19 protein-coding genes are annotated in these 17096 nt (G+C 70.7%); 7 read left to right on the forward strand and 12 right to left on the reverse strand.

What is annotated here, in order from left to right:
• The first annotated feature begins 103 nt into the window (after positions 1-103).
• Positions 104-664 (forward strand): ferritin, encoded by a 561-nt coding sequence (locus FHX81_RS20895; protein WP_141979756.1) that lies wholly within the window; start codon positions 104-106, stop codon positions 662-664.
• 62 nt (positions 665-726) lie between these two features.
• Here the strand turns inward: FHX81_RS20895 and FHX81_RS20900 are convergent, their stop codons facing one another.
• From FHX81_RS20900 to FHX81_RS20915, 4 genes are all read right to left on the reverse strand, one after another.
• Positions 727-1230: a hypothetical protein gene (locus FHX81_RS20900; RefSeq protein ID WP_141979757.1), complete on the reverse strand. Its 504-nt coding sequence runs from the start codon at positions 1228-1230 to the stop codon at positions 727-729.
• 147 nt (positions 1231-1377) lie between these two features.
• Positions 1378-1701 carry a DUF952 domain-containing protein gene (locus tag FHX81_RS20905; RefSeq protein WP_141979758.1) on the reverse strand — a complete coding sequence of 108 codons (324 nt, stop codon included), beginning with the start codon at positions 1699-1701 and terminating at the stop codon, positions 1378-1380.
• 60 nt (positions 1702-1761) lie between these two features.
• On the reverse strand, positions 1762-2709 hold the full coding sequence (locus FHX81_RS20910) for a DUF5926 family protein (RefSeq protein ID WP_141979759.1): 948 nt from the start codon (positions 2707-2709) through the stop codon (positions 1762-1764).
• Between the two features lie 17 nt (positions 2710-2726).
• Positions 2727-3434: a glycerophosphodiester phosphodiesterase gene (locus FHX81_RS20915; protein WP_211363533.1), complete on the reverse strand. Its 708-nt coding sequence runs from the start codon at positions 3432-3434 to the stop codon at positions 2727-2729.
• Positions 3435-3526: 92 nt separating this feature from the next.
• Here FHX81_RS20915 and FHX81_RS20920 point away from each other — a divergent pair, with 92 nt between their 5' ends.
• Positions 3527-4759, forward strand: coding sequence for a cytochrome P450 (locus tag FHX81_RS20920; protein ID WP_141979761.1), 1233 nt, complete (start codon positions 3527-3529; stop codon positions 4757-4759).
• Here FHX81_RS20920 and FHX81_RS20925 read toward each other — a convergent pair.
• Both FHX81_RS20925 and FHX81_RS20930 read right to left on the reverse strand, forming a co-directional pair.
• Positions 4719-7658 (reverse strand): NACHT domain-containing protein, encoded by a 2940-nt coding sequence (locus FHX81_RS20925; RefSeq protein ID WP_141979762.1) that lies wholly within the window; start codon positions 7656-7658, stop codon positions 4719-4721. The genes FHX81_RS20920 and FHX81_RS20925 overlap by 41 nt on opposite strands.
• A 31-nt stretch (positions 7659-7689) precedes the next feature.
• Positions 7690-8706, reverse strand: coding sequence for a glycerophosphodiester phosphodiesterase (locus FHX81_RS20930; protein ID WP_141979763.1), 1017 nt, complete (start codon positions 8704-8706; stop codon positions 7690-7692).
• Between the two features lie 318 nt (positions 8707-9024).
• Between FHX81_RS20930 and FHX81_RS20935 the strand changes: the two genes are divergently transcribed.
• The 3 genes from FHX81_RS20935 to FHX81_RS20945 are packed head-to-tail and all read left to right on the forward strand — an operon-like array spanning position 9025 to position 11906.
• Positions 9025-9210 (forward strand): hypothetical protein, encoded by a 186-nt coding sequence (locus FHX81_RS20935; RefSeq protein WP_141984047.1) that lies wholly within the window; start codon positions 9025-9027, stop codon positions 9208-9210.
• A complete protein-coding gene (locus tag FHX81_RS20940) occupies positions 9197-9793 on the forward strand; it encodes a DUF6879 family protein (RefSeq protein WP_211363534.1) in 597 nt (198 codons plus the stop codon). Before FHX81_RS20935 ends, FHX81_RS20940 begins: the two co-directional genes overlap by 14 nt.
• Positions 9768-11906, forward strand: a complete 2139-nt coding sequence (locus tag FHX81_RS20945; protein WP_141979764.1) for an ATP-binding protein — start codon at positions 9768-9770, stop codon at positions 11904-11906. Before FHX81_RS20940 ends, FHX81_RS20945 begins: the two co-directional genes overlap by 26 nt.
• On the opposite strand, the gene FHX81_RS20950 is transcribed toward FHX81_RS20945, so the two are convergent.
• Complete coding sequence (locus tag FHX81_RS20950) at positions 11907-12119, reverse strand: DUF397 domain-containing protein (protein ID WP_211363535.1); 213 nt, start codon at positions 12117-12119, stop codon at positions 11907-11909.
• Positions 12120-12133: 14 nt separating this feature from the next.
• Entirely contained in the window at positions 12134-13096 is a 963-nt protein-coding gene (locus FHX81_RS20955; RefSeq protein ID WP_425473833.1) for a helix-turn-helix domain-containing protein, read from the reverse strand.
• On the opposite strand from FHX81_RS20955, the gene FHX81_RS20960 reads away from it, so the two are divergent.
• Both FHX81_RS20960 and FHX81_RS41345 read left to right on the forward strand, forming a co-directional pair.
• Positions 13053-13364 carry a hypothetical protein gene (locus FHX81_RS20960; RefSeq protein WP_170231855.1) on the forward strand — a complete coding sequence of 104 codons (312 nt, stop codon included), beginning with the start codon at positions 13053-13055 and terminating at the stop codon, positions 13362-13364. The genes FHX81_RS20955 and FHX81_RS20960 overlap by 44 nt on opposite strands.
• Positions 13361-13576 (forward strand): hypothetical protein, encoded by a 216-nt coding sequence (locus FHX81_RS41345; RefSeq protein ID WP_211363536.1) that lies wholly within the window; start codon positions 13361-13363, stop codon positions 13574-13576. Before FHX81_RS20960 ends, FHX81_RS41345 begins: the two co-directional genes overlap by 4 nt.
• Before the next feature lie 31 nt (positions 13577-13607).
• Here FHX81_RS41345 and FHX81_RS20970 read toward each other — a convergent pair whose 3' ends face one another.
• The 4 genes from FHX81_RS20970 to FHX81_RS20985 form a co-directional block, all read right to left on the reverse strand.
• Positions 13608-14513: a DUF4328 domain-containing protein gene (locus tag FHX81_RS20970; RefSeq protein WP_141979767.1), complete on the reverse strand. Its 906-nt coding sequence runs from the start codon at positions 14511-14513 to the stop codon at positions 13608-13610.
• Position 14514: 1 nt separating this feature from the next.
• The gene (locus FHX81_RS20975) at positions 14515-14853 is read right to left on the reverse strand and encodes a rhodanese-like domain-containing protein (RefSeq protein ID WP_141979768.1); all 339 of its coding nucleotides are present in this window, start codon (positions 14851-14853) and stop codon (positions 14515-14517) included.
• A gap of 105 nt (positions 14854-14958) precedes the next feature.
• Positions 14959-16545 carry a solute symporter family protein gene (locus FHX81_RS20980; protein WP_141979769.1) on the reverse strand — a complete coding sequence of 529 codons (1587 nt, stop codon included), beginning with the start codon at positions 16543-16545 and terminating at the stop codon, positions 14959-14961.
• Positions 16542-16892 (reverse strand): DUF485 domain-containing protein, encoded by a 351-nt coding sequence (locus FHX81_RS20985; RefSeq protein ID WP_141979770.1) that lies wholly within the window; start codon positions 16890-16892, stop codon positions 16542-16544. Before FHX81_RS20985 ends, FHX81_RS20980 begins: the two co-directional genes overlap by 4 nt.
• Positions 16893-17096: the final 204 nt, after the last annotated feature.

The following is a 17096-nucleotide window of genomic DNA, read 5'->3' on the forward strand; positions in this document are numbered from 1 at the left end:
CATCCCGGAAAGGTTTGCCTAAGCTTTCTTCGGGCACCCTTTCCTTACCCTCGTAAGCCTTACCTGAAATGCTTTAAACCCCACTTCCGGGTATTCTTCGAGTATGGCTGTCAACCTGAAGAAGATTGCTTCCGCGCGTTCCTCGAAGTTCCACGGCCTGCTGCAGGAGCAGGTGCGCAACGAGTTCACGGCCTCGCAGCAGTACGTGGCCATCGCGGTCTGGTTCGACGCCAACGACCTGCCGCGCCTCGCGTCGCACTTCTACAAGCAGGCGCTGGAAGAGCGCAACCACGCGATGATGATCGTGCAGTACCTGATGGACAACGGACTGCCGGTGGCCATTCCCGGTGTGGACGACGTGCGCAACGACTTCACCGCGCCGCGCGAGCCGGTCGCGCTCGCGCTGGAGCAGGAGAAGACGGTCACCGAGCAGATCGTGGCGCTGGCCAAGACGGCCCGCGACGAGGGCGACTACATCGGCGAGCAGTTCCTCCAGTGGTTCCTCAAGGAGCAGGTGGAGGAGGTCGCGTCGATGAGCACGCTGCTCACCGTGATCGACCGCGCCGACGGCAACCTGTTCCACGTGGAGAACTTCCTGACCCGCGAGTCCGTGGGCGAGGAAGCCGACGGCGGCGCGCCCCGGGCCGCGGGCGGCGCCCTGTAAGCAGCCACCGACGACAGCGGACGACGCCCGTCACCTCCCCGGTGGCGGGCGTCGTCGCGTGCTCAGGTCAGGCAGCCCCGATCGGCCCGGACCAGACCGATGCCGGTCAGCGTGTCGCCCGCGTTCTCGAAGAAGAACTTGTAGCCGGTCTCGGCGTCCAGCGGCCGGATGAAGCCGTGCGGGTACTGCTCCACGCCTGGGTACACCTCGTGCATGCGCGCCCGCGAGTCGCCGATGCGCAGACCCTCCGGCGTGCGGGCGGCGCCGTCGACCCGGATCTCCACCGCCACGCCGTCCTGGAGGCCGACCCAGCCGTCCGCGGCCGTCAACTCCCGGATCACGCAGGCGAACTCCGGCGTGGTGACGTCGGCGCCGATCTCGCCGGTCGCCTCCAGCTCGGCCGACGTCATGCCCAGCCGCACCGCGCCGACGCCGCGCGGGCCGAGCACGGCCGTACCGCCCGCCTCCGACGTCACGCCGACGTCCGCCGTCGGCGCGCCGGACTCCGGGGCGGACGCGTCGCAGGCGGTGAGCAGCAGGACCGCCGCCAGCACGACCAGCTTCATCGGTCCATCCTCCCGCCCCGGGACGCGCGGTTCACCTCGTCCACCCACACCCTGGAGCCCCGCGGGCACGGCACGCCACCCGGGTGGACCTCGACCACCGTCGGAGAGGGCGCGTTCGAGGAGGGCGCCGGTCGCCTCAGCCCCGGGTCACAGGACGGGCAACGGCCGGAACGCGCCGTCGGCGTCCGGGGTGAACTCGTGCACGGCCACCACCGCGTCGGCCGGGACCGGCCCGTAGACGTGCGGGAACCACGGACCGTCCTCGGTCTCGCCCGGCTCCCACAGCACGGGCAGGCCACCGGGGTCGATCACCAGCAGCACGAGGTCGTGCCGGTTCGGGTACAGGCGGTTGGCGGGCAGGTGCACCGTGCCCGGGTCCGAGCAGTGCACGAAGCCGTCGGGGTCGAGCGGGATCGCACCGTCCTCGCGGGCCCGCCGCCAGTCCGCCTTCGAACTGATCCGCAGGATCACTCCGCCTCCTCACCTGTCCACAGGAACTGTGGACAAAGCTGGGGATACCTGTGGACAGGTTCAGCGCAGGGTGATCTGCCTGCCGCGCAGACCGTCGCGCGCCCGCCGTTCCTGCTCGGTGAGCGGTTCGGCGTCCACGCTGGTCAGAGCCTCCTGCAAACGCTTGCCCAACGCCTCGGCGCCCGGTGCCCACTCGCTGGAGTGCAGCTCGCGGTCGAGGTCCCACACGGGCACGAGCAGGCCGTGCGCGCGGAACGACCCGGCGTACCGGGAACCCTCGCCGAGGTCCAGTTCGCCACGCACGGACAGCCGGGCGAGCGCCGCGAGCAGCGTCTCCTCCGGCTCGGGGCGGACCCAGCGCAGGTGCGCCTTGTCGCCCGCGTCGACCCAGTAGGCGGCCTGCACGCCGGGCGCGTCGAGGCGCTCGGTGGGCAGGATCGCGGCGTTGGCGCGCTCCAGGGACAGGGCGACCTCGCCGGCGGGCTCGTTGTCCGGCGGCAGCCACCACGCGAAGTCGGCGTGCAGCTCGGGGCTCAGCGTGGCCTCCGGGTCGAGCAGGTCCTGGAGCCGGCCGGGGTTCGAGCCGTCGTCCGGGCCGACGACCGCGAGGGCGTCACCGGTCTTCGCGGCCCGCGCCCACTGGACGGCACGGGCCAGGTCGCGGCTCAGGTCGCCGGACCGGGTCTGCACCTGGAGGCCGACGAACGCGGTGCCGTCCGCGCGGACCAGGCCCGCCGCCGCCATCGGCAGCACGGTGGCCAGCACGATCTCGCGGCCGGAGTCGTCCTTCAGCGGCAGCTTCACCGTCGCCGAGGGCACGAACTCGCGCAGCGCGATCAGCTCCGCCTCGGCGGCCAGGCCCTGGAACGGGCGCGAGACGATGACGTCCGCCGCGCCACCGGCCGAGCCGTGGCACGCCTTGTAGCGCTTACCGGAGCCGCACGGGCACGGCTGCCGCGGGTTGACGCCGTCCGCCGGCTTGTCCTTCACGGCTGTCCGCTTCGCCACCGCGCGCCTCCTCGGTCTCAGGGCTGGTCGGGCGTCAAGTTATCCGCAAGCAGCTCGCGCGTCTCCTCCGGGTTGTTGGTCGCGAGGAACCGGACACCGCGTTCGCGGCACAACGCGACGTCCGCCGGATCGTCGACCGTCCACACGTAGGCGTCCCGCCCCCTGCCCGGGTGACGCCTGAGCAGGTGAACGCCCGGCCCGGCGAAGTCCGCGAAGTGCGGTTTCACCTTCGGCCACAGCCGGTCGTAGAGCAGGAGGGTCGGCACCTCGGGCTTGAGCGCCTTGAACCGGTGCACCGCGAAGACCGAGAACGACATCATCACCACGTCGAGCTTGTGGCGGCCCAGCCGCTCGGCGAGCCTGCGCTCGACCCGGCCGCCGTGCCGCACGGGGTGCTTGGTCTCGACGAACACCCGCTTGCCGTGGTCGGCGGCCAGCGCGAGCAGCGCGTCCAGGGTCAGCACCTCGGCCGGTTCGCCGCCGTGCCAACTGCCGAAGTCGTGGCGGCGCAGCTCCTCCAAGGTCATCGCGCCGACGAGCCCCGTGCCGCTGCTGGTGCGGTCGATCGTGCGGTCGTGCACGCAGACGAGGTGCTCGTCCTTGGTGAGCCGGACGTCGCACTCCAGCCCGTCCGCGCCCTGCGCCAGGGCCAGCTCGTAGGCGGCGAGCGTGTGCTCGGGTCGTCTGGTGGACGCACCGCGGTGGGCGACGACTTCAGGTGACACGACAGGGATGCTCCTGGCGGAGTACGTACGAGGTCAACTCGACTACTCCATGTCACAGCTCGCTGAATGTTTGCCACAACAACCACACTCCGATGGACGCGAGTGGTGCTCAAGACCTACCGTCCGTGACCGTGGCACCCTTCGACCAGCACGATCCCGCTTTCATCGCGGATCCGTACCCCGCGTTCGCCGAGATGCGCGCTCAGGGCGGGGTGCACTGGCACGAGGACATGGGCGTCGCGGTCGCGGTGTCGCACGCGGCCGCGTCCGCCGTGCTCCGGCACCGGTCGCTCGGCCGGATCTGGACCGACGCGAAGCCGGTCGAGCGGTTCACGTCGTTCAACCTGCTGCACCGCAACTCGCTGCTGGAGAACGAGCCGCCCACGCACGGCAGGCTGCGCCGGCTGGTGGCCGCCGCGTTCGGCCGCGGTCACGTGGAGCGGCTGCGGCCGTGGATCGCCGAGCTGGCCGACCGGCTGGTGGACGAGCTGGCGGCCAAGGTCTCGTCGGAGGGTCAGGCCGACCTGCTGTCGCACGTGGCCGCGCCGCTGCCGGTCGAGGTGATCGCCGAACTGCTGGGCGTGCCCGCCGGGGACCGCGCGCTGCTCCAGCCGTGGTCGAACGCCATCGTGAAGATGTACGAGTACGACCTGGCCGACGACAAGCAGGCGGCGGCCGAGCACGCGGCCACCGAGTTCGTCGCCTACCTGCGGGACCTGGTCGCGCTGCGGCGGCGCTCACCCGGTGACGACCTGGTGTCCGACCTGGTGGCCGTCACCGACACCGACGGGGCCAGGCTGACCGAGGACGAACTGGTCGCGACCGCCGTGCTGCTGCTCATGGCCGGCCACGAGGCCACGGTCAACGTCATCGGCAACGGCGTCCAAGCGCTCATGAACCACCCGCACGAGTGGCGCCGCCTGGTGGACGACCCCGCCCTGCTGCCGACCGCGGTGGAGGAGCTGATCCGCTACGACTCGCCGCTGCAACTGTTCGAACGCACCGCCACCGAGCCCGTCACCATCGCCGGGCACCGCGTCGAACCGGGCCAGAAGATCGCCGCCCTGCTCGGCGCGGCCGCTCGCGACCCGGAGGTCTTCACCGACCCGGACCGGTTCGACATCACCCGCGACCCCAACCCCCACCTGGGCTTCGGCATGGGCATCCACTACTGCCTGGGCGCGCCCCTGGCCCGCATCGAGGTCCAGGCCGCCCTGTCCTCCCTGGCCCGCAAGCTCCCGACCGCCACCCTGGCCGCGCAACCCCGCCGCCGCGCCGAGTTCGTCATCCGCGGCCTGCACGACCTGCCGCTGACGGCGGGGTGACACCGAACTCCGCCTTCCGTCGCGATCGTTCGAGCAGCACGTTGATCTCGTCCAGGACGGTGGTGCTGCGCACCCAACCCCGTTGCTCGGACCAGGCAGCCTCCGGCTGACCGGGGTGGAGCAGGGCCCGCACCTCGCCCGGCTTCCCCATGGCGGCGGCCAGCTCGTCGAGCGCGTCACCGAGTTCACCGTCGACCGCGCCTTCGGACCGACCGATGACGGCGAGCAGCCGGAGCACCGAAGCCTCGCTCCGCACACCGGTCAGGAAGCGCACCAGCCCGGCCCTCGTCACCGGCTCGCTCTCGGCGGAGCGCAGGTACCTTCGCACCGTGACGGACTCGACCCGCCCCCGCACGAATCCAGCGGTGAACATCACCACCGCTCCCAGCAGGGACGTCAACACGAGCCCTCCCACGACGATCAAGAACGTGTCTCGGGAGACGAGCGCGATGGCACCCAGGCCCGCGACCGACGCACATCCCGCGAGCACCGGTCGCACGCTGCCGAGCAGCCCTCTCCAGGCGACCCCGGCCAGCCTCCTGGCTTCGGACCACACGTTCCCGCCGACGTGCAGCCCGGTCAGCAGGACCGCGACCAACAGCACGTTGGCCGCGGCCGCCAGGCTCAGGGCGGCGTCCAGCAGGGAGCCGGCGAACACCGCACCGACCAGGAAGCCACCCAGGATCGTGAGGTAGAGGCTCATCCCGACCACTCGCAACACCGCCGTGAAGTTCGAGTCGTCCCGCGGCGCGATCAGCCAGTGCAGGTAGCGGAGCCTGCTCGCGCGAACCGACGCGGAGGCGAGCGACAGCCGCAACGCGTAGAACACCATCAGGCCCACGGCGAGGCTGCTGGACAGGTCCAGGACGGACGGGTGACCCCCGCGGCGGGTCAGCAACACCAGGTTCAGCACCAACGTGACCACGTGGAGGAATGGCGCGAGCAGCAGGGACCGGAAGTACCGCACGACCCCGGCGGAGTCCGGCAGGCGGCTCACCTGGCTCAGCACCGACCGGCGGTTGCGCCACAGGACCCCGCCGACGCTGAGGTCCAGCAGCGTCTGCCGGATGCCCGCGGTCACCTCGCCCGCGACGTCCGGCACCTTGCGCACCTGCTTGTACGCCTCTTGCCGGAGCCACTCGCTCGGGCTCTTGAACGCCTCCCGGAGCAACTCCACCACCGTGTCGCGATCCGCTGCGGCGACCACCTCCAACGCCCACTTCCGGTCGTAGCGCTGCCCGTCCCGCCAGGCCCGCCGCAGGATCCGCCCCGCCCGCTCGGCGACGTCCGGACCCGGCCTGTTCCCGCCTTCGGCCAGCAGGTGCAGCACGTAGAGCACGCGCGGCGGCCAGAGGGCGTCGTCGGAGCCCTCGGCCACCACCGCGCGCACCGCGACCAGCAGCTCCCCGTACTCCCTCGGGTCCTGGGTCTGCAGGATGGTCACGGCCGTCTCGCGCCACCGCCCGTCGGTCAGCAGCAGGCGCACGTCCACCCGTGCCGAATCCCGGATCGCGACGCACGTCGCGAAGTACTCCTGCAACCTGCGGTGCGAGAACGTCACGCTCGACTCGGAGTCCCCGGTCCGCGCCAGTTTCGTGTAGATCAGCGCTTCGACCGCACGCGCCACCTCGTCCGCGGACCGCTGCAGGTTGGCGCTCACCACCGCCACGGCCACCGCCTTGTCCACGTCGAGGCCCATCGACTCCTGCTCGGCGATGGTGAACGCCAGCTCCTCCGCCACCTCGCGCAGCTCCTCCCGGCTCACGCGGTAGTGGCTGGACACCTGCGCCTCGTCGCGGCGCAGCCGGTGCTCCACGTAGGTCTCCAGCACCGAGTGCACGTTCGTGGGGAAGACGTTGCCCTCCCGCATGTGCTCGCACAGCAGCCCGAGGAACAGCGGGTTGTCCGACATCTGCTGCACACCGATGTCGGCCGTGGGCAGGTCCGCGATCAGCATCCGCTCGACGTCGACGGGCAGCTCGGCCTTCTCGATCAGGTCGATCTTCCGCTTCCGCGACAGCGGCACGACGCGGAACCGGGGCCACTCGGACCTCCCCGGGCCGCGGAACTCCCGGCTCGCGACCACGCCGCGGCACTTGTTCATGCCGTGCAGGAAGCCGTGCACCGCGTCGGCGTACCCGGTGATGACCTCGTCCGCCTCGGTGGCGCTCAGGATCGCCGGGATCTCGTCGAAGGAGTCGAACAGGAACAGCCACGTGCCCGCTTCGACACCCGGCTGGAACTCGTCCGCCAGGAATCGCTCGACGTCCCGGTCACGGACCTGGTTGACGGCGCGCAGCACGAACTCGCGGACGTCGTCGGCGCTCGGCGGCCACGCGGCCGGCGTGAACGTCTTGAGGTTGACGTAGATCGGGATGACGCCGTCCTCGCTGGGGTGTCGCAGGACGCTCGCGGCCATGCGCTGCGCGAGGTGCCGCATCGCCACGCTCTTGCCCGCGCCCGGTTCACCTTCCAGCAGCACGATCCGCTCGTCGCTCTCCTCCAGGGCGACCGACAGCGACGGAACCCGGCGCAGCGCCCGCAACGGGCGCTTGCGGAACAAGCGCTTCCCGCCCCCGCTGATCTCGAGCTCGGCTTCCAGCTCCGCGTACCGCGAGTCGCGCCACTCCTCCTTCTCACCGAGCCGCCGCATCTGGCTCTCGACGTGGTCGGCGAACCGCGCCCGCCGGTGCGCGCGGCGGCGGTTCGCCCCACCGGACAAGCGCCTCACCAAGCGCCCGACGAAGCGCATCGTCGGCAGCCAGTGCATCAGACCGGCCATCACGAGCCCGAGCACCAGAACCAGGAGCAGCGCCTTGAGCAACCAGTCGGGCAGGAACGGCACCAGCTCCCGCAGTTGGTCGATCAGGCTCTTGGGTGACTCCTGGGCTAACGCCATACCGGTGCTATCCGCCGTCCGGCGGACGCCGTTACCGGTGCGGGCGGTGCTGTTTCGGCAGCTTGAAGCCGCGCTCGGCCATCACCGCGCGCAGGCGGTCCGGGTAGTCGGTGATGATGCCGTCCACGCCGTCGTCGATCAGCTTGTGCATGGTCGCCGGGTCGTTCACCGTCCACGGGACGACCTCCAGGCCGTGCGCGTGCGCCTCGTCCACCAGGGCTCTGGTGGTGAACGGGACGTAGTCGGGGTCCCCCACCTTGCCGCCCTGCGGGTTGCCGTGCACCGGGGAGAGGGCGGACGCGCCGAAGCTCCGCACCGCCTTGACCACGCTGCCGCCGAAGTCGGCCAGGTCCAGGCCGCCCGTCCACGGCGAGCCGGGGCGCAGGAACTCCGGTTGGGTCAGCGCCACCAGCGGGATGCGCGGCTCGGCCTGCCGCCACAGCATGAGCGTGCCCCAGTCGAACGACTGGATCGTGACGTTGCGGTAGAAGCCGGACTTGCGGATCTCACGGGCCGTGACCTGCACGAACTGCTCGCGCGGCGCGGTCTCGTGCGGGGCGGCGGCTTCGACCTTGGTCTCGATGTTGAACCGCACGTGGAACGCCCGGTAGCGGCGCGCCAGGGCGAAGACCTCGGCCAGGGTCGGCATCCGCGCGCCCGGCGACAGCTCCTGGTCCGGGTACTGCGCCCACCGCCGCGAACCGCAGTCCAGCGTCCGGACCTGCGCGAACGTCAGGTCCTTGACGTACTTGCCCGCGTACGGGAACGCCGGGTCGCCGGGGAACGCGGGAGCGGTGTCGACGCACTTGGCCGGGTTGGTCCTGCGGTCGTGCGTGACGACCTCACGGCCGTCCTTGGTGATCTGGACGTCCAGCTCCAACGTCGTGACGCCCACTTCGAGCGCCTTGCCGAACGCCGCCAACGTGCTCTCGACCGTCAGCCCGATCCCACCCCGGTGGGCTTGGAGGTCGAACTCCTTGGCGTTGCCCGCGCTCGCCACACCGGAGGTGAGCAGGGACAGGACCAGTGCCGCCGCGAGTACCCGCATGTGGCCACGGTGGCACGCGGACGTCGCGGGAGCGCGAAGCACGGGAGTCCGGACGGTGAACACCGGACCGCGCGGCGGTTCACCGCAAAGCGTGAACACCGCCCCATTCCAGTCGACATCGCTTGGCATTTCTCCCCACGGATGACACGCAGCGTCAACCGGGCACCCTTTCAGGAGAAATTCTTCACACCACCGGAATCTGGATCTCCCCACTTTTGCGGATGATGGCAGCGGAAGTACCCGTTCAGCGCTGGAGCCTTAACAGAACGTGTGGGTACGGTGTAACTCCCAGGCTATCCGAAGGGGGTTCGAGTGGAAATGATCCGATTGGCGGGTGACTGCCAGTACGACGACTGCCCCACCGTGTACGCCACCGATCGCGGCACCATCGCCGTCCAAGGCGTCATCGTGACCGACCCCGGCCGGGTCCGACTCTCCCCGGGCGAGGCGTTGGTCGAGATTTCGGTCGACCTGTTGCGGGAGGCCGCTCGTGCGGCCGGGTGAACCCCACCTGCGCGCCGGCGGGAACTGGCTGGCGGGCGACGATTGGGCGCGCGTGTGGCGCGAGTTCACGACATCGGCGTTCAGGCTGGAGACGCTGCCCGAGTACCGGGTCGCCGGCGAGGACGGGCTCCTGGAGCGCTTCCGGTCCGGCCTGCCGATGCCCAGCGGGTTCAACTCGGCCTGGCACGAGCGCCTGCGCTCCTACCGCAGTTCCGGCCGGGTGGTGCAACGCGTCCGGGTCGTGACGCGACCGCCGACCGATTACCAGCGCAGCCAGTTCGAATGGGGTTACCCCGGCAACTCCTCGGCCGGCGAGGACATTCGCGTCTTGGACCAGGACGACGACGTGGTGCGGGAACTGCCGGCGCAGGATTTCTGGCTTTTCGACGACCGGGTGGTGGTCCTCATGCACTACCAGGACGGCCTGCAGATCGGTCGCGAATTACTCGCGGACACCGATCCCGCGAACTACGTGCGCTACAAAGAATCAGCCCTGGCGCACAGCACGCCATTCCACCGATACCTCCGACGAGAAAGCGGTAGCCTCGTCAGGACCGATGAAGATGGTCGAACAGCGACCTGAGGGGACGAGCAACGCGGTCTCCGGTCCGGTGGCCGCCGTGGTGCAGGCCGGAACCGTCCACGGCGGCGTCACCGTCCACCGGTCCGGTGACGCCGGCCCCGCCTCCCTCCGCCAGCTGCCGATGGCTCCGGCGAAATTCGTCAACCGGGAGGCCCAGCTCGCCTCACTCGACGCCCTCATGGCCGGCCGACCGGCCGAGGGCGTCGGGACGGTGGTGCTGACCGCGGTCGCCGGCGCGCCGGGGATCGGCAAGACGTCGTTGGCGCTGCACTGGGCGCACCGCGTCCGTGACCGCTTCCCGGACGGCGACCTCTACCTGAACCTGCGGGGTTACGGGGCCGGTCCGCCGTTGACCGCGTTGCAGGGCGTCGAGTTCTTCCTGCACGCGTTGGGCGTGCCGGCCGAGCGCGTGCCGGCGGACCTCGAATCCGCCGCTGCCCTCTACCGCTCCCTGCTCGACGGCAAGCGGGTGCTGATCCTGATCGACAACGCGGTCAGCGCCGCTCAGGCCCGGCCTCTGCTGCCCGCCTCGCCGACCTGCATGACCGTCATCACGAGCCGCAGCCGGCTGTCCAGTCTCATCGCCGTGGAGGGAGCTGAACCGGTCGTGTTGGACGTGCTGACGCCGGCCGAGTCGTTGGAGATGCTGCGCCGCCTGGTTGACGCCCGCCGGGTGGACGCCGAACCCGAGGCGGCCGGACGGATCGCACGGTGGTGCAGCCACCTGCCGCTCGCGCTGCGGATCGTCGCCGAACGCCTGATCGAGCAGGAGTACCTGTCCCTGGCCGACCTCGCCGACGAGCTGGCGGACGAGTACCGCAGGCTGGACGCCCTCGCGTCGGACGACGAACCCGCCGACGTGCGCACGGTCTTCTCATGGTCCTACCACCGCTTGCCGCCTGACGCAGCACGGCTGTTCCGGCTGCTCGGCCTGCACGCCGGAGCCGACTTCGGCACGGCCGTCGCGGCCGCCCTCACCGGTTCCGACCCGACCCCGGTGCGCCGCCTGCTCGGCTTGTTGACCACCGCGAACCTCCTCCAGCAGACGGCCACCGACCGCTGGCGGCTGCACGACCTCCTGCGCACCTACGCCGCTGATCGCGCGGTGGTGGACGAGACCGGGGCCGAACGGCGTCGCGCCGTTCGCCGGAGCCTGCGCTGGTACCTCCTGTCGTCCGCGAACGCCCGCCGGGCTTTCCTCCCGGACCTGGTCCTCGACGTCGCCGCCGCCGACCCGGCGGACGAGGTCACCCCGCTCGTGTTCGCCGACGCGGACGCCGCGCTGCGGTGGTTCGAAGCAGAGCGGTTCAACCTGCTCGACGCCCTCGACCAGGCGTCCGCGCTCGGACACCACGACATCGCCGCCACGATGCCGAAGGCGATGGCGGGCTTCTTCGAGGTCCGTGCCCACTGGTCGGACTACCGCAACGTCTACGCCACGGGTCTTCGCTCGGCGAAGGAGATCGGCTCGGCCCCGTGGACCGTGGCCAACCTGGTCGGGCTCGGAGACGCCCACCACATCCTGGGCGAGTCGGACCAGGCGTTGGCGCACTACCGGGAAGCCGCCGCCCTGGCGGGGCGGATCGGCAACAGCCGCGCCGAGGGCTTCGCGATGCGCGGGATCGGGCTGGTGCAGGAGAAGGTCGGGCGGTTCGAGGTCGCCGCCGAGCACTACCGACGTGCGCTGGTCACGCTGCGACGCGCCGGCGCACGGCGCGGCGAGGGGATGTGCCTGCTCAGCCTCGGCGACTGCCACCGCGCCATGGCCAGGTTCGGGGAGGCGATCGACTACGGGAGGCAGGCGTCGGCGGTGTTCCGGGAGACCGAGGACCGGCTGTCCGTGGGACTGGCGCTCAACTCCCTCGGGCTCTCGCACCTGGGAGCGGGCGAGTACCCGCAAGCGCTGGCATGCCACCGGGAGGCGCTGTCCGTGTTCCGCCGGTTCGACCACCCGCACAAAGAGGGGTTGAGCCTGCTCAACCTCGGGGACGTGCTGGCGGCGCTGGGCGATGCGGCGGACGCCCGCAGGCAGTGGTCCGAAGCCCTGGTGGTGCTGGAGCGCGTCGGCGCGCCGGAGGTCGAGGTGGCACGCGCACGCTTGGGGACGAGCTGATCAGGCGGTGGACCGCGGCGAGTCGACGGCGCGCAGGAACGAGGACCAACCGACGACGGGGAAAACGAGCGCTGCGGCGTCCGGGTTCTTCGAGTCCCGCACGGCCACCACTTCCGGTCCCGCGAACCCCACCTCGACGCAGTTGGCATTGCTCGCGCCGTTGCTCCGGCCGCTCTTGCGCCACGACACGTCGGAGAGGTCCACTGTGGACACGTCCACCGCCTCTTTCACTCGGCCAGAACCCGTTCGATCAAGGCCACCGAATCCTGCGGGCTCAACGCCCGGGAGGCCACGAAACCGAACGTCAGTCTAGCCTCTTGCAGCTCTCGCTCCTCCTCGATGTGCAGCGCTCCGGTCAGGTACTCGATGTAGAGCACCTCCGGCTCGTCCGGCCTGGCGAAGCCCAGCAGCGTGAACGCCGTCGCCATCCCATCGACCACGCCCTGCTCGCTCGACACCAACTGGAGGTTCACGTTCGGCCGCTCCGCCATGTCCAGCAGGTGTACCAACTGCTCGTTCATGACCTCGCGGCTGCCGACCACCTTGCGGAGCGCGGCCTCTTCGAGGATCGCGTGCAGGCTCAGCGGGTCCTCGGGCTCGACCAGTCGCTGCTGCCGGATCTGGCGGACGCGGATGTCGTTCTCGAGCCACCGCTTGGTGCGCTTGAGTCGGTGCGCCTCGAACATCGCCCGCATGTAACCGGTGGTCTGGAGCAGGCCGGGGATGATCAGCGGTGAGAGGTCCCGCACGTGGGAGGCCTCGGTCTCGACGTCGATGTAGCCCTGGTTCTCGATGCCGTAGGTGGTCCACCAGCCGGGCTCGCGGGCGCGCAGCACCTGGTCGACCAGGTCGGGGTCGTACTGGTCGTAGAGGTCCATCATCGACTTGGCCAGGTGGACGTCCAGGATCGTCTCCCCGTTCTCCAGTCGGTGCAGCGTGGACTTGCTGCGGTACAGGGCTTTGGCGGCCTCTTCGAGGGTCAGCTTGGCTCGCGTCCGCATCCGGGTGAGCTTGCGCCCCAGCCGACGGCGGCGGAACGGTGGCGGGGTGGGCACAGGGCAGCATGATCCGGCGGGAATCGCGGATGCGGGATTCCCGTTGTGCTTCACCGCATCGGGCGGATCTCCCGGTCGCACAGTCGTCGGCGTGGAAGCGAACCTCTTCAGCCTGGTGGACGCGACCGACCGCACCCGGATCTTCGCCTGGGGCATGGAGGTCCTGGACGACGACCGCACGGACGCGATCGTCTACCGACGTGACCCGGAGACCGGCCGGACCTTCCTCGGCCAGCACTCGTCCGCCGAATCAGCCCTCAACCGGTACGGCAGGCGCATCCCCCTCGCGCTGGTCTGGGAGTACGAGGACCCGCTGGAGGCGTTCGGCGCCGGCCAGGACGTCGACGGCGGCGATCCGGCCGGCCGTGACGGTGAACACCATGACGCGGCGGACCGTCGGTGACCGTGGTGGAGCCGACCCCCGGCGCACCGGCCGACCTGGTCCGGAGCTACCTCACCGCCCGTGGCCGGCAGCGCCCGCTGCTGCCGGTGCGGATGCCGGGGAAGGCGGGCCGCGCCTACCGCGCGGGCGAGAACCCGTCGGGCGCGGGTGCCGCGAAGGGCACCCGGGCCTGGGTGGACTTCCCCGCCGATCGGGTGGTCGCACCCCCGTGACCACGCGGGTGCGGCGTCAGCGAACCCACCGTCAGCGGGGCGAGCCCGAAGGCCGGACCGGGCGCAGGACGGGGGTGGGCGCGTCCTTGACGTCGACCACCCTCATCCGGCGGATGGCACCGGCGTCCACCGGCAGCAGGAGCGTGGTGATGTGGCGGACCACGACCGCCGTCACGATCGCCACGGCCGCCGCGAGCAGGTCGGCGACCGCGTGCAGCAGCACGCCGTCCGCCATCGCCTGCACGCTGTCGCGCAGGTCCCACACCAGGGTGAACCCGACGAACAGGCCGGTGGCCGCCCACAGGCCCCACCACCAGCGCAGCAGCTTGGACGGCACGGGGCGGGTGGTGGCGGGTTCGCGCAGCGCCGCGTGCTCCAGCTCGGCCAGCACCGATCCCGGGACCACGAGGTTCACGCCGGGGACCACCAGACCGACCAGCACCTCGCGGTCGGACCGGGACGGGCCGTAGCCCGCCTCCGCGGCGGCGGCGTTGCGGGCGCGGCGCAGCCACAGCAGCGTGAAGACCAGCGCGAGCGCGGACGCCACGACCGTCACCACCGACGACGACACGACCATCGCGTCGGACACGCCGACCGTGGTCTCCGACATCGCGCCGTAGCGGCTGAGCAGCAACAACACGTAACGCCAGAGCTCGCTGCCCGCCGCCCACACCGCGGTCAACGCGGCCAGGCCGAGGGCGTGGGACGCCGTGCGGGCCGCCCGCTGCGCCTGGTCGATCGAGCCGGCCGGCCGGTCGTCGTCGATGGCCACGGACGTCGGCCAGCGCCACGCCAGCAGCGGGAAGCCCCAGCGCGGCGGTACCGGGTACGACGGCGGGCCGGTGTAGGCCCGCCGGGGCGCGCCCTGGCGACGGTGCGGGTAGGCGCCGGGTGGCGGGGTCGCCACCCAGTCCACCCGCAGCGGTCGCAGCGCCATGTCAGATGACCTCGGGCTCCGCGCCGTCGACCTCGCCGACCAGCGGACGACCGTTGGCGGCCCACACCTGCATGCCGCCGTCGACGTTGGTCGCCTCCCAGCCGTTGGCGTTCAGGTACTGCGTGACCCGGGCGGACCGGCCGCCGGCGCGGCACACGACGTAGAACTCGGCGTCGCCGGGCAGCTCGTCGAGCCTGCCCGCCAGCTCGCTCATCGGGATGTGCAGCGCGCCGGGTGCGTGGCCGGCCTGCCACTCGTCGGCCTCGCGCACGTCGAGCAGCACCTTGCCCTCCGGCAGCTGCGCCGGCACCTCGGACACTTCAACGCTGGGAACGGTCACGCGACCATGCTGCCACGGCGCCCATAAGCCGGGGATAAGGAGCGCCGGCCACCTTCCCTCGAAGGGATGATGGCCGGCGCGGATTCCAGCGGGGACGGGCGGCGACTAGTGCGCGACCGCCTTCTCGGCGCCGACGCCGGTGAGGGCGCGCACCTCCATCTCCGCGTACTTCTTCTTGTCGTCCTCCTTCGACAGCACGGTGCCGAGGTAGCCGAGCAGGAACGCCACCGGGATCGACACGATGCCGGGGTTGGACAGCGGGAACAGCGCGAAGTCGACGTTCTTGAACATCGAGGTCGGCTTGCCCGACACCGCCGGCGACAGCACGATCAGCGTGATCGTCACCGCCAGGCCGCCGTAGATGCTCCACAGCGCGCCGGAGGTGTTGAACCGCTTCCAGAACAGCGAGTAGAGGATGGTCGGCAGGTTCGCCGACGCCGCCACCGCGAACGCCAGCGCCACCAGGAACGCGATGTTCTGGCCGTTGGCCGCGATGCCGCCGAGGATCGACACGATGCCGATCACGATGGCGGTCCGCCGCGCGACCTTCACCTCGGCGTCCTTGTCCTCCGCCTCACCCTTCTTGATGATGTTGGCGTAGATGTCGTGCGCGAACGACGCCGACGCGGTGATGGTCAGACCCGCCACCACGGCGAGGATCGTGGCGAACGCGACCGCCGCGATCAGGCCGAGCAGCAGCGGCCCGCCGAGCGCCTCGGCGAGCAGCGGAGCCGCCGAGTTCGCCCCACCCGGGGCCGACCTGATCTTGTCCGGACCGACCAACGCCGCCGCGCCGTAGCCCAGGACCAGCGTGAACAGGTAGAACAGGCCGATCAGCCAGATCGCCCAGACCACCGAGCGGCGGGCTTCCTTCGCGGTCGGCACGGTGTAGAAGCGCATCAGGATGTGCGGCAGGCCCGCGGTGCCGAGCACCAGCGCGAGGGCCAGCGACAGGAAGTCCAGCTTCGACGTGCCGGTCGCGCCGTACTGCAGGCCGGGGCCGAGCAGCTTCTCGCCGGCCTTCGGCGCGTTCTCCACGGCCGAGCCGAGCAGGCTGGACAGGTTCAGGCCGAACTTGGCCAGCACCCACAGCGTCATCACGCCGGCGCCGACGATCAGCAGCACCGCCTTGATGATCTGCACCCAGGTCGTGCCCTTCATGCCGCCGATGAGCACGTAGGCGATCATCAGCGCGCCGACCACCGCGATCACGATCGCCTGGCCGAGCTTGCCGGTGATGTTGAGCAGCAGCGCGACCAGGCCGCCCGCGCCCGCCATCTGCGCCAGCAGGTAGAAGAACGACACGGCCATGGTGGAGGTCGCCGCCGCCGCGCGCACCGGGCGCTGCCGCATGCGGAAGCTCAGCACGTCGCCCATCGTGTACTTGCCGGTGTTGCGCAGCAGCTCGGCGACCAGCAGCAGCGCGATCAGCCACGCGACCAGGAAGCCGATGGAGTACAGGAAGCCGTCGTAGCCGTTGAGCGCGATCGCGCCCGCGATGCCGAGGAACGACGCGGCGGACAGGTAGTCGCCCGCGATGGCGACACCGTTCTGGGGGCCGGTGAACGACCGACCCGCGGCCAGGTAGTCGGCGGCCGTCTTGGTGTTGCGACTGGCCCGGATGACGACGACCAGGGTCGCGGCGACGAAGATGCCGAAGATGCCGATGTTGAGCAGTGCGTTGCCGTTCACGCCTGCCCCCCTTCGAGCTCGTTGCGGAGCTTCTCCGCCAGGGGGTCGAGTTTCTTGTTCGCGTGGCGCACGTACAGCGTCGTGATGACGAACGTCGACACGAACTGCAGCAGCCCGAGGATCAGGCCGACGTTGATGTTGCCGAAGACCTTCGTCGACATGAACCCGTGGGCGTAGTCGGCGAGCAGGACGTACAGCAGGTACCAGGCCAGGAACAGGCCGGCCATGGGGAAGACGAAGGTGCGCAGCCGCCGGCGGAGCTCGCGGAAGTCGGGGCTGTTCTGCACCTCCACCCAGTCGTGGTTGCCCTGGGCGTCGGTTGGGGAGTGCTGCTCAGAGGTGCTCACGGTCCCCTCCTCGCGTACTTGACGACGGTGTGAACGGCACGTAAGGCCTCCTGGTGCGTTCCTGATACGCCGTGCACCGTAGGGAGACCTGGCTCACGCCTGAAAGACCTTTCGTGTGACCTTGCGCTCAACAGTCGAGTGATGCGATGAGCGGTAGTAATGCTGAGACGAACTGCCACTCGGGTGATCGAAGTCACCGATAAC

It is taken from the genome of Saccharothrix saharensis, assembly GCF_006716745.1.
Taxonomy (GTDB): Bacteria; Actinomycetota; Actinomycetes; order Mycobacteriales; family Pseudonocardiaceae; genus Actinosynnema; species Actinosynnema saharense.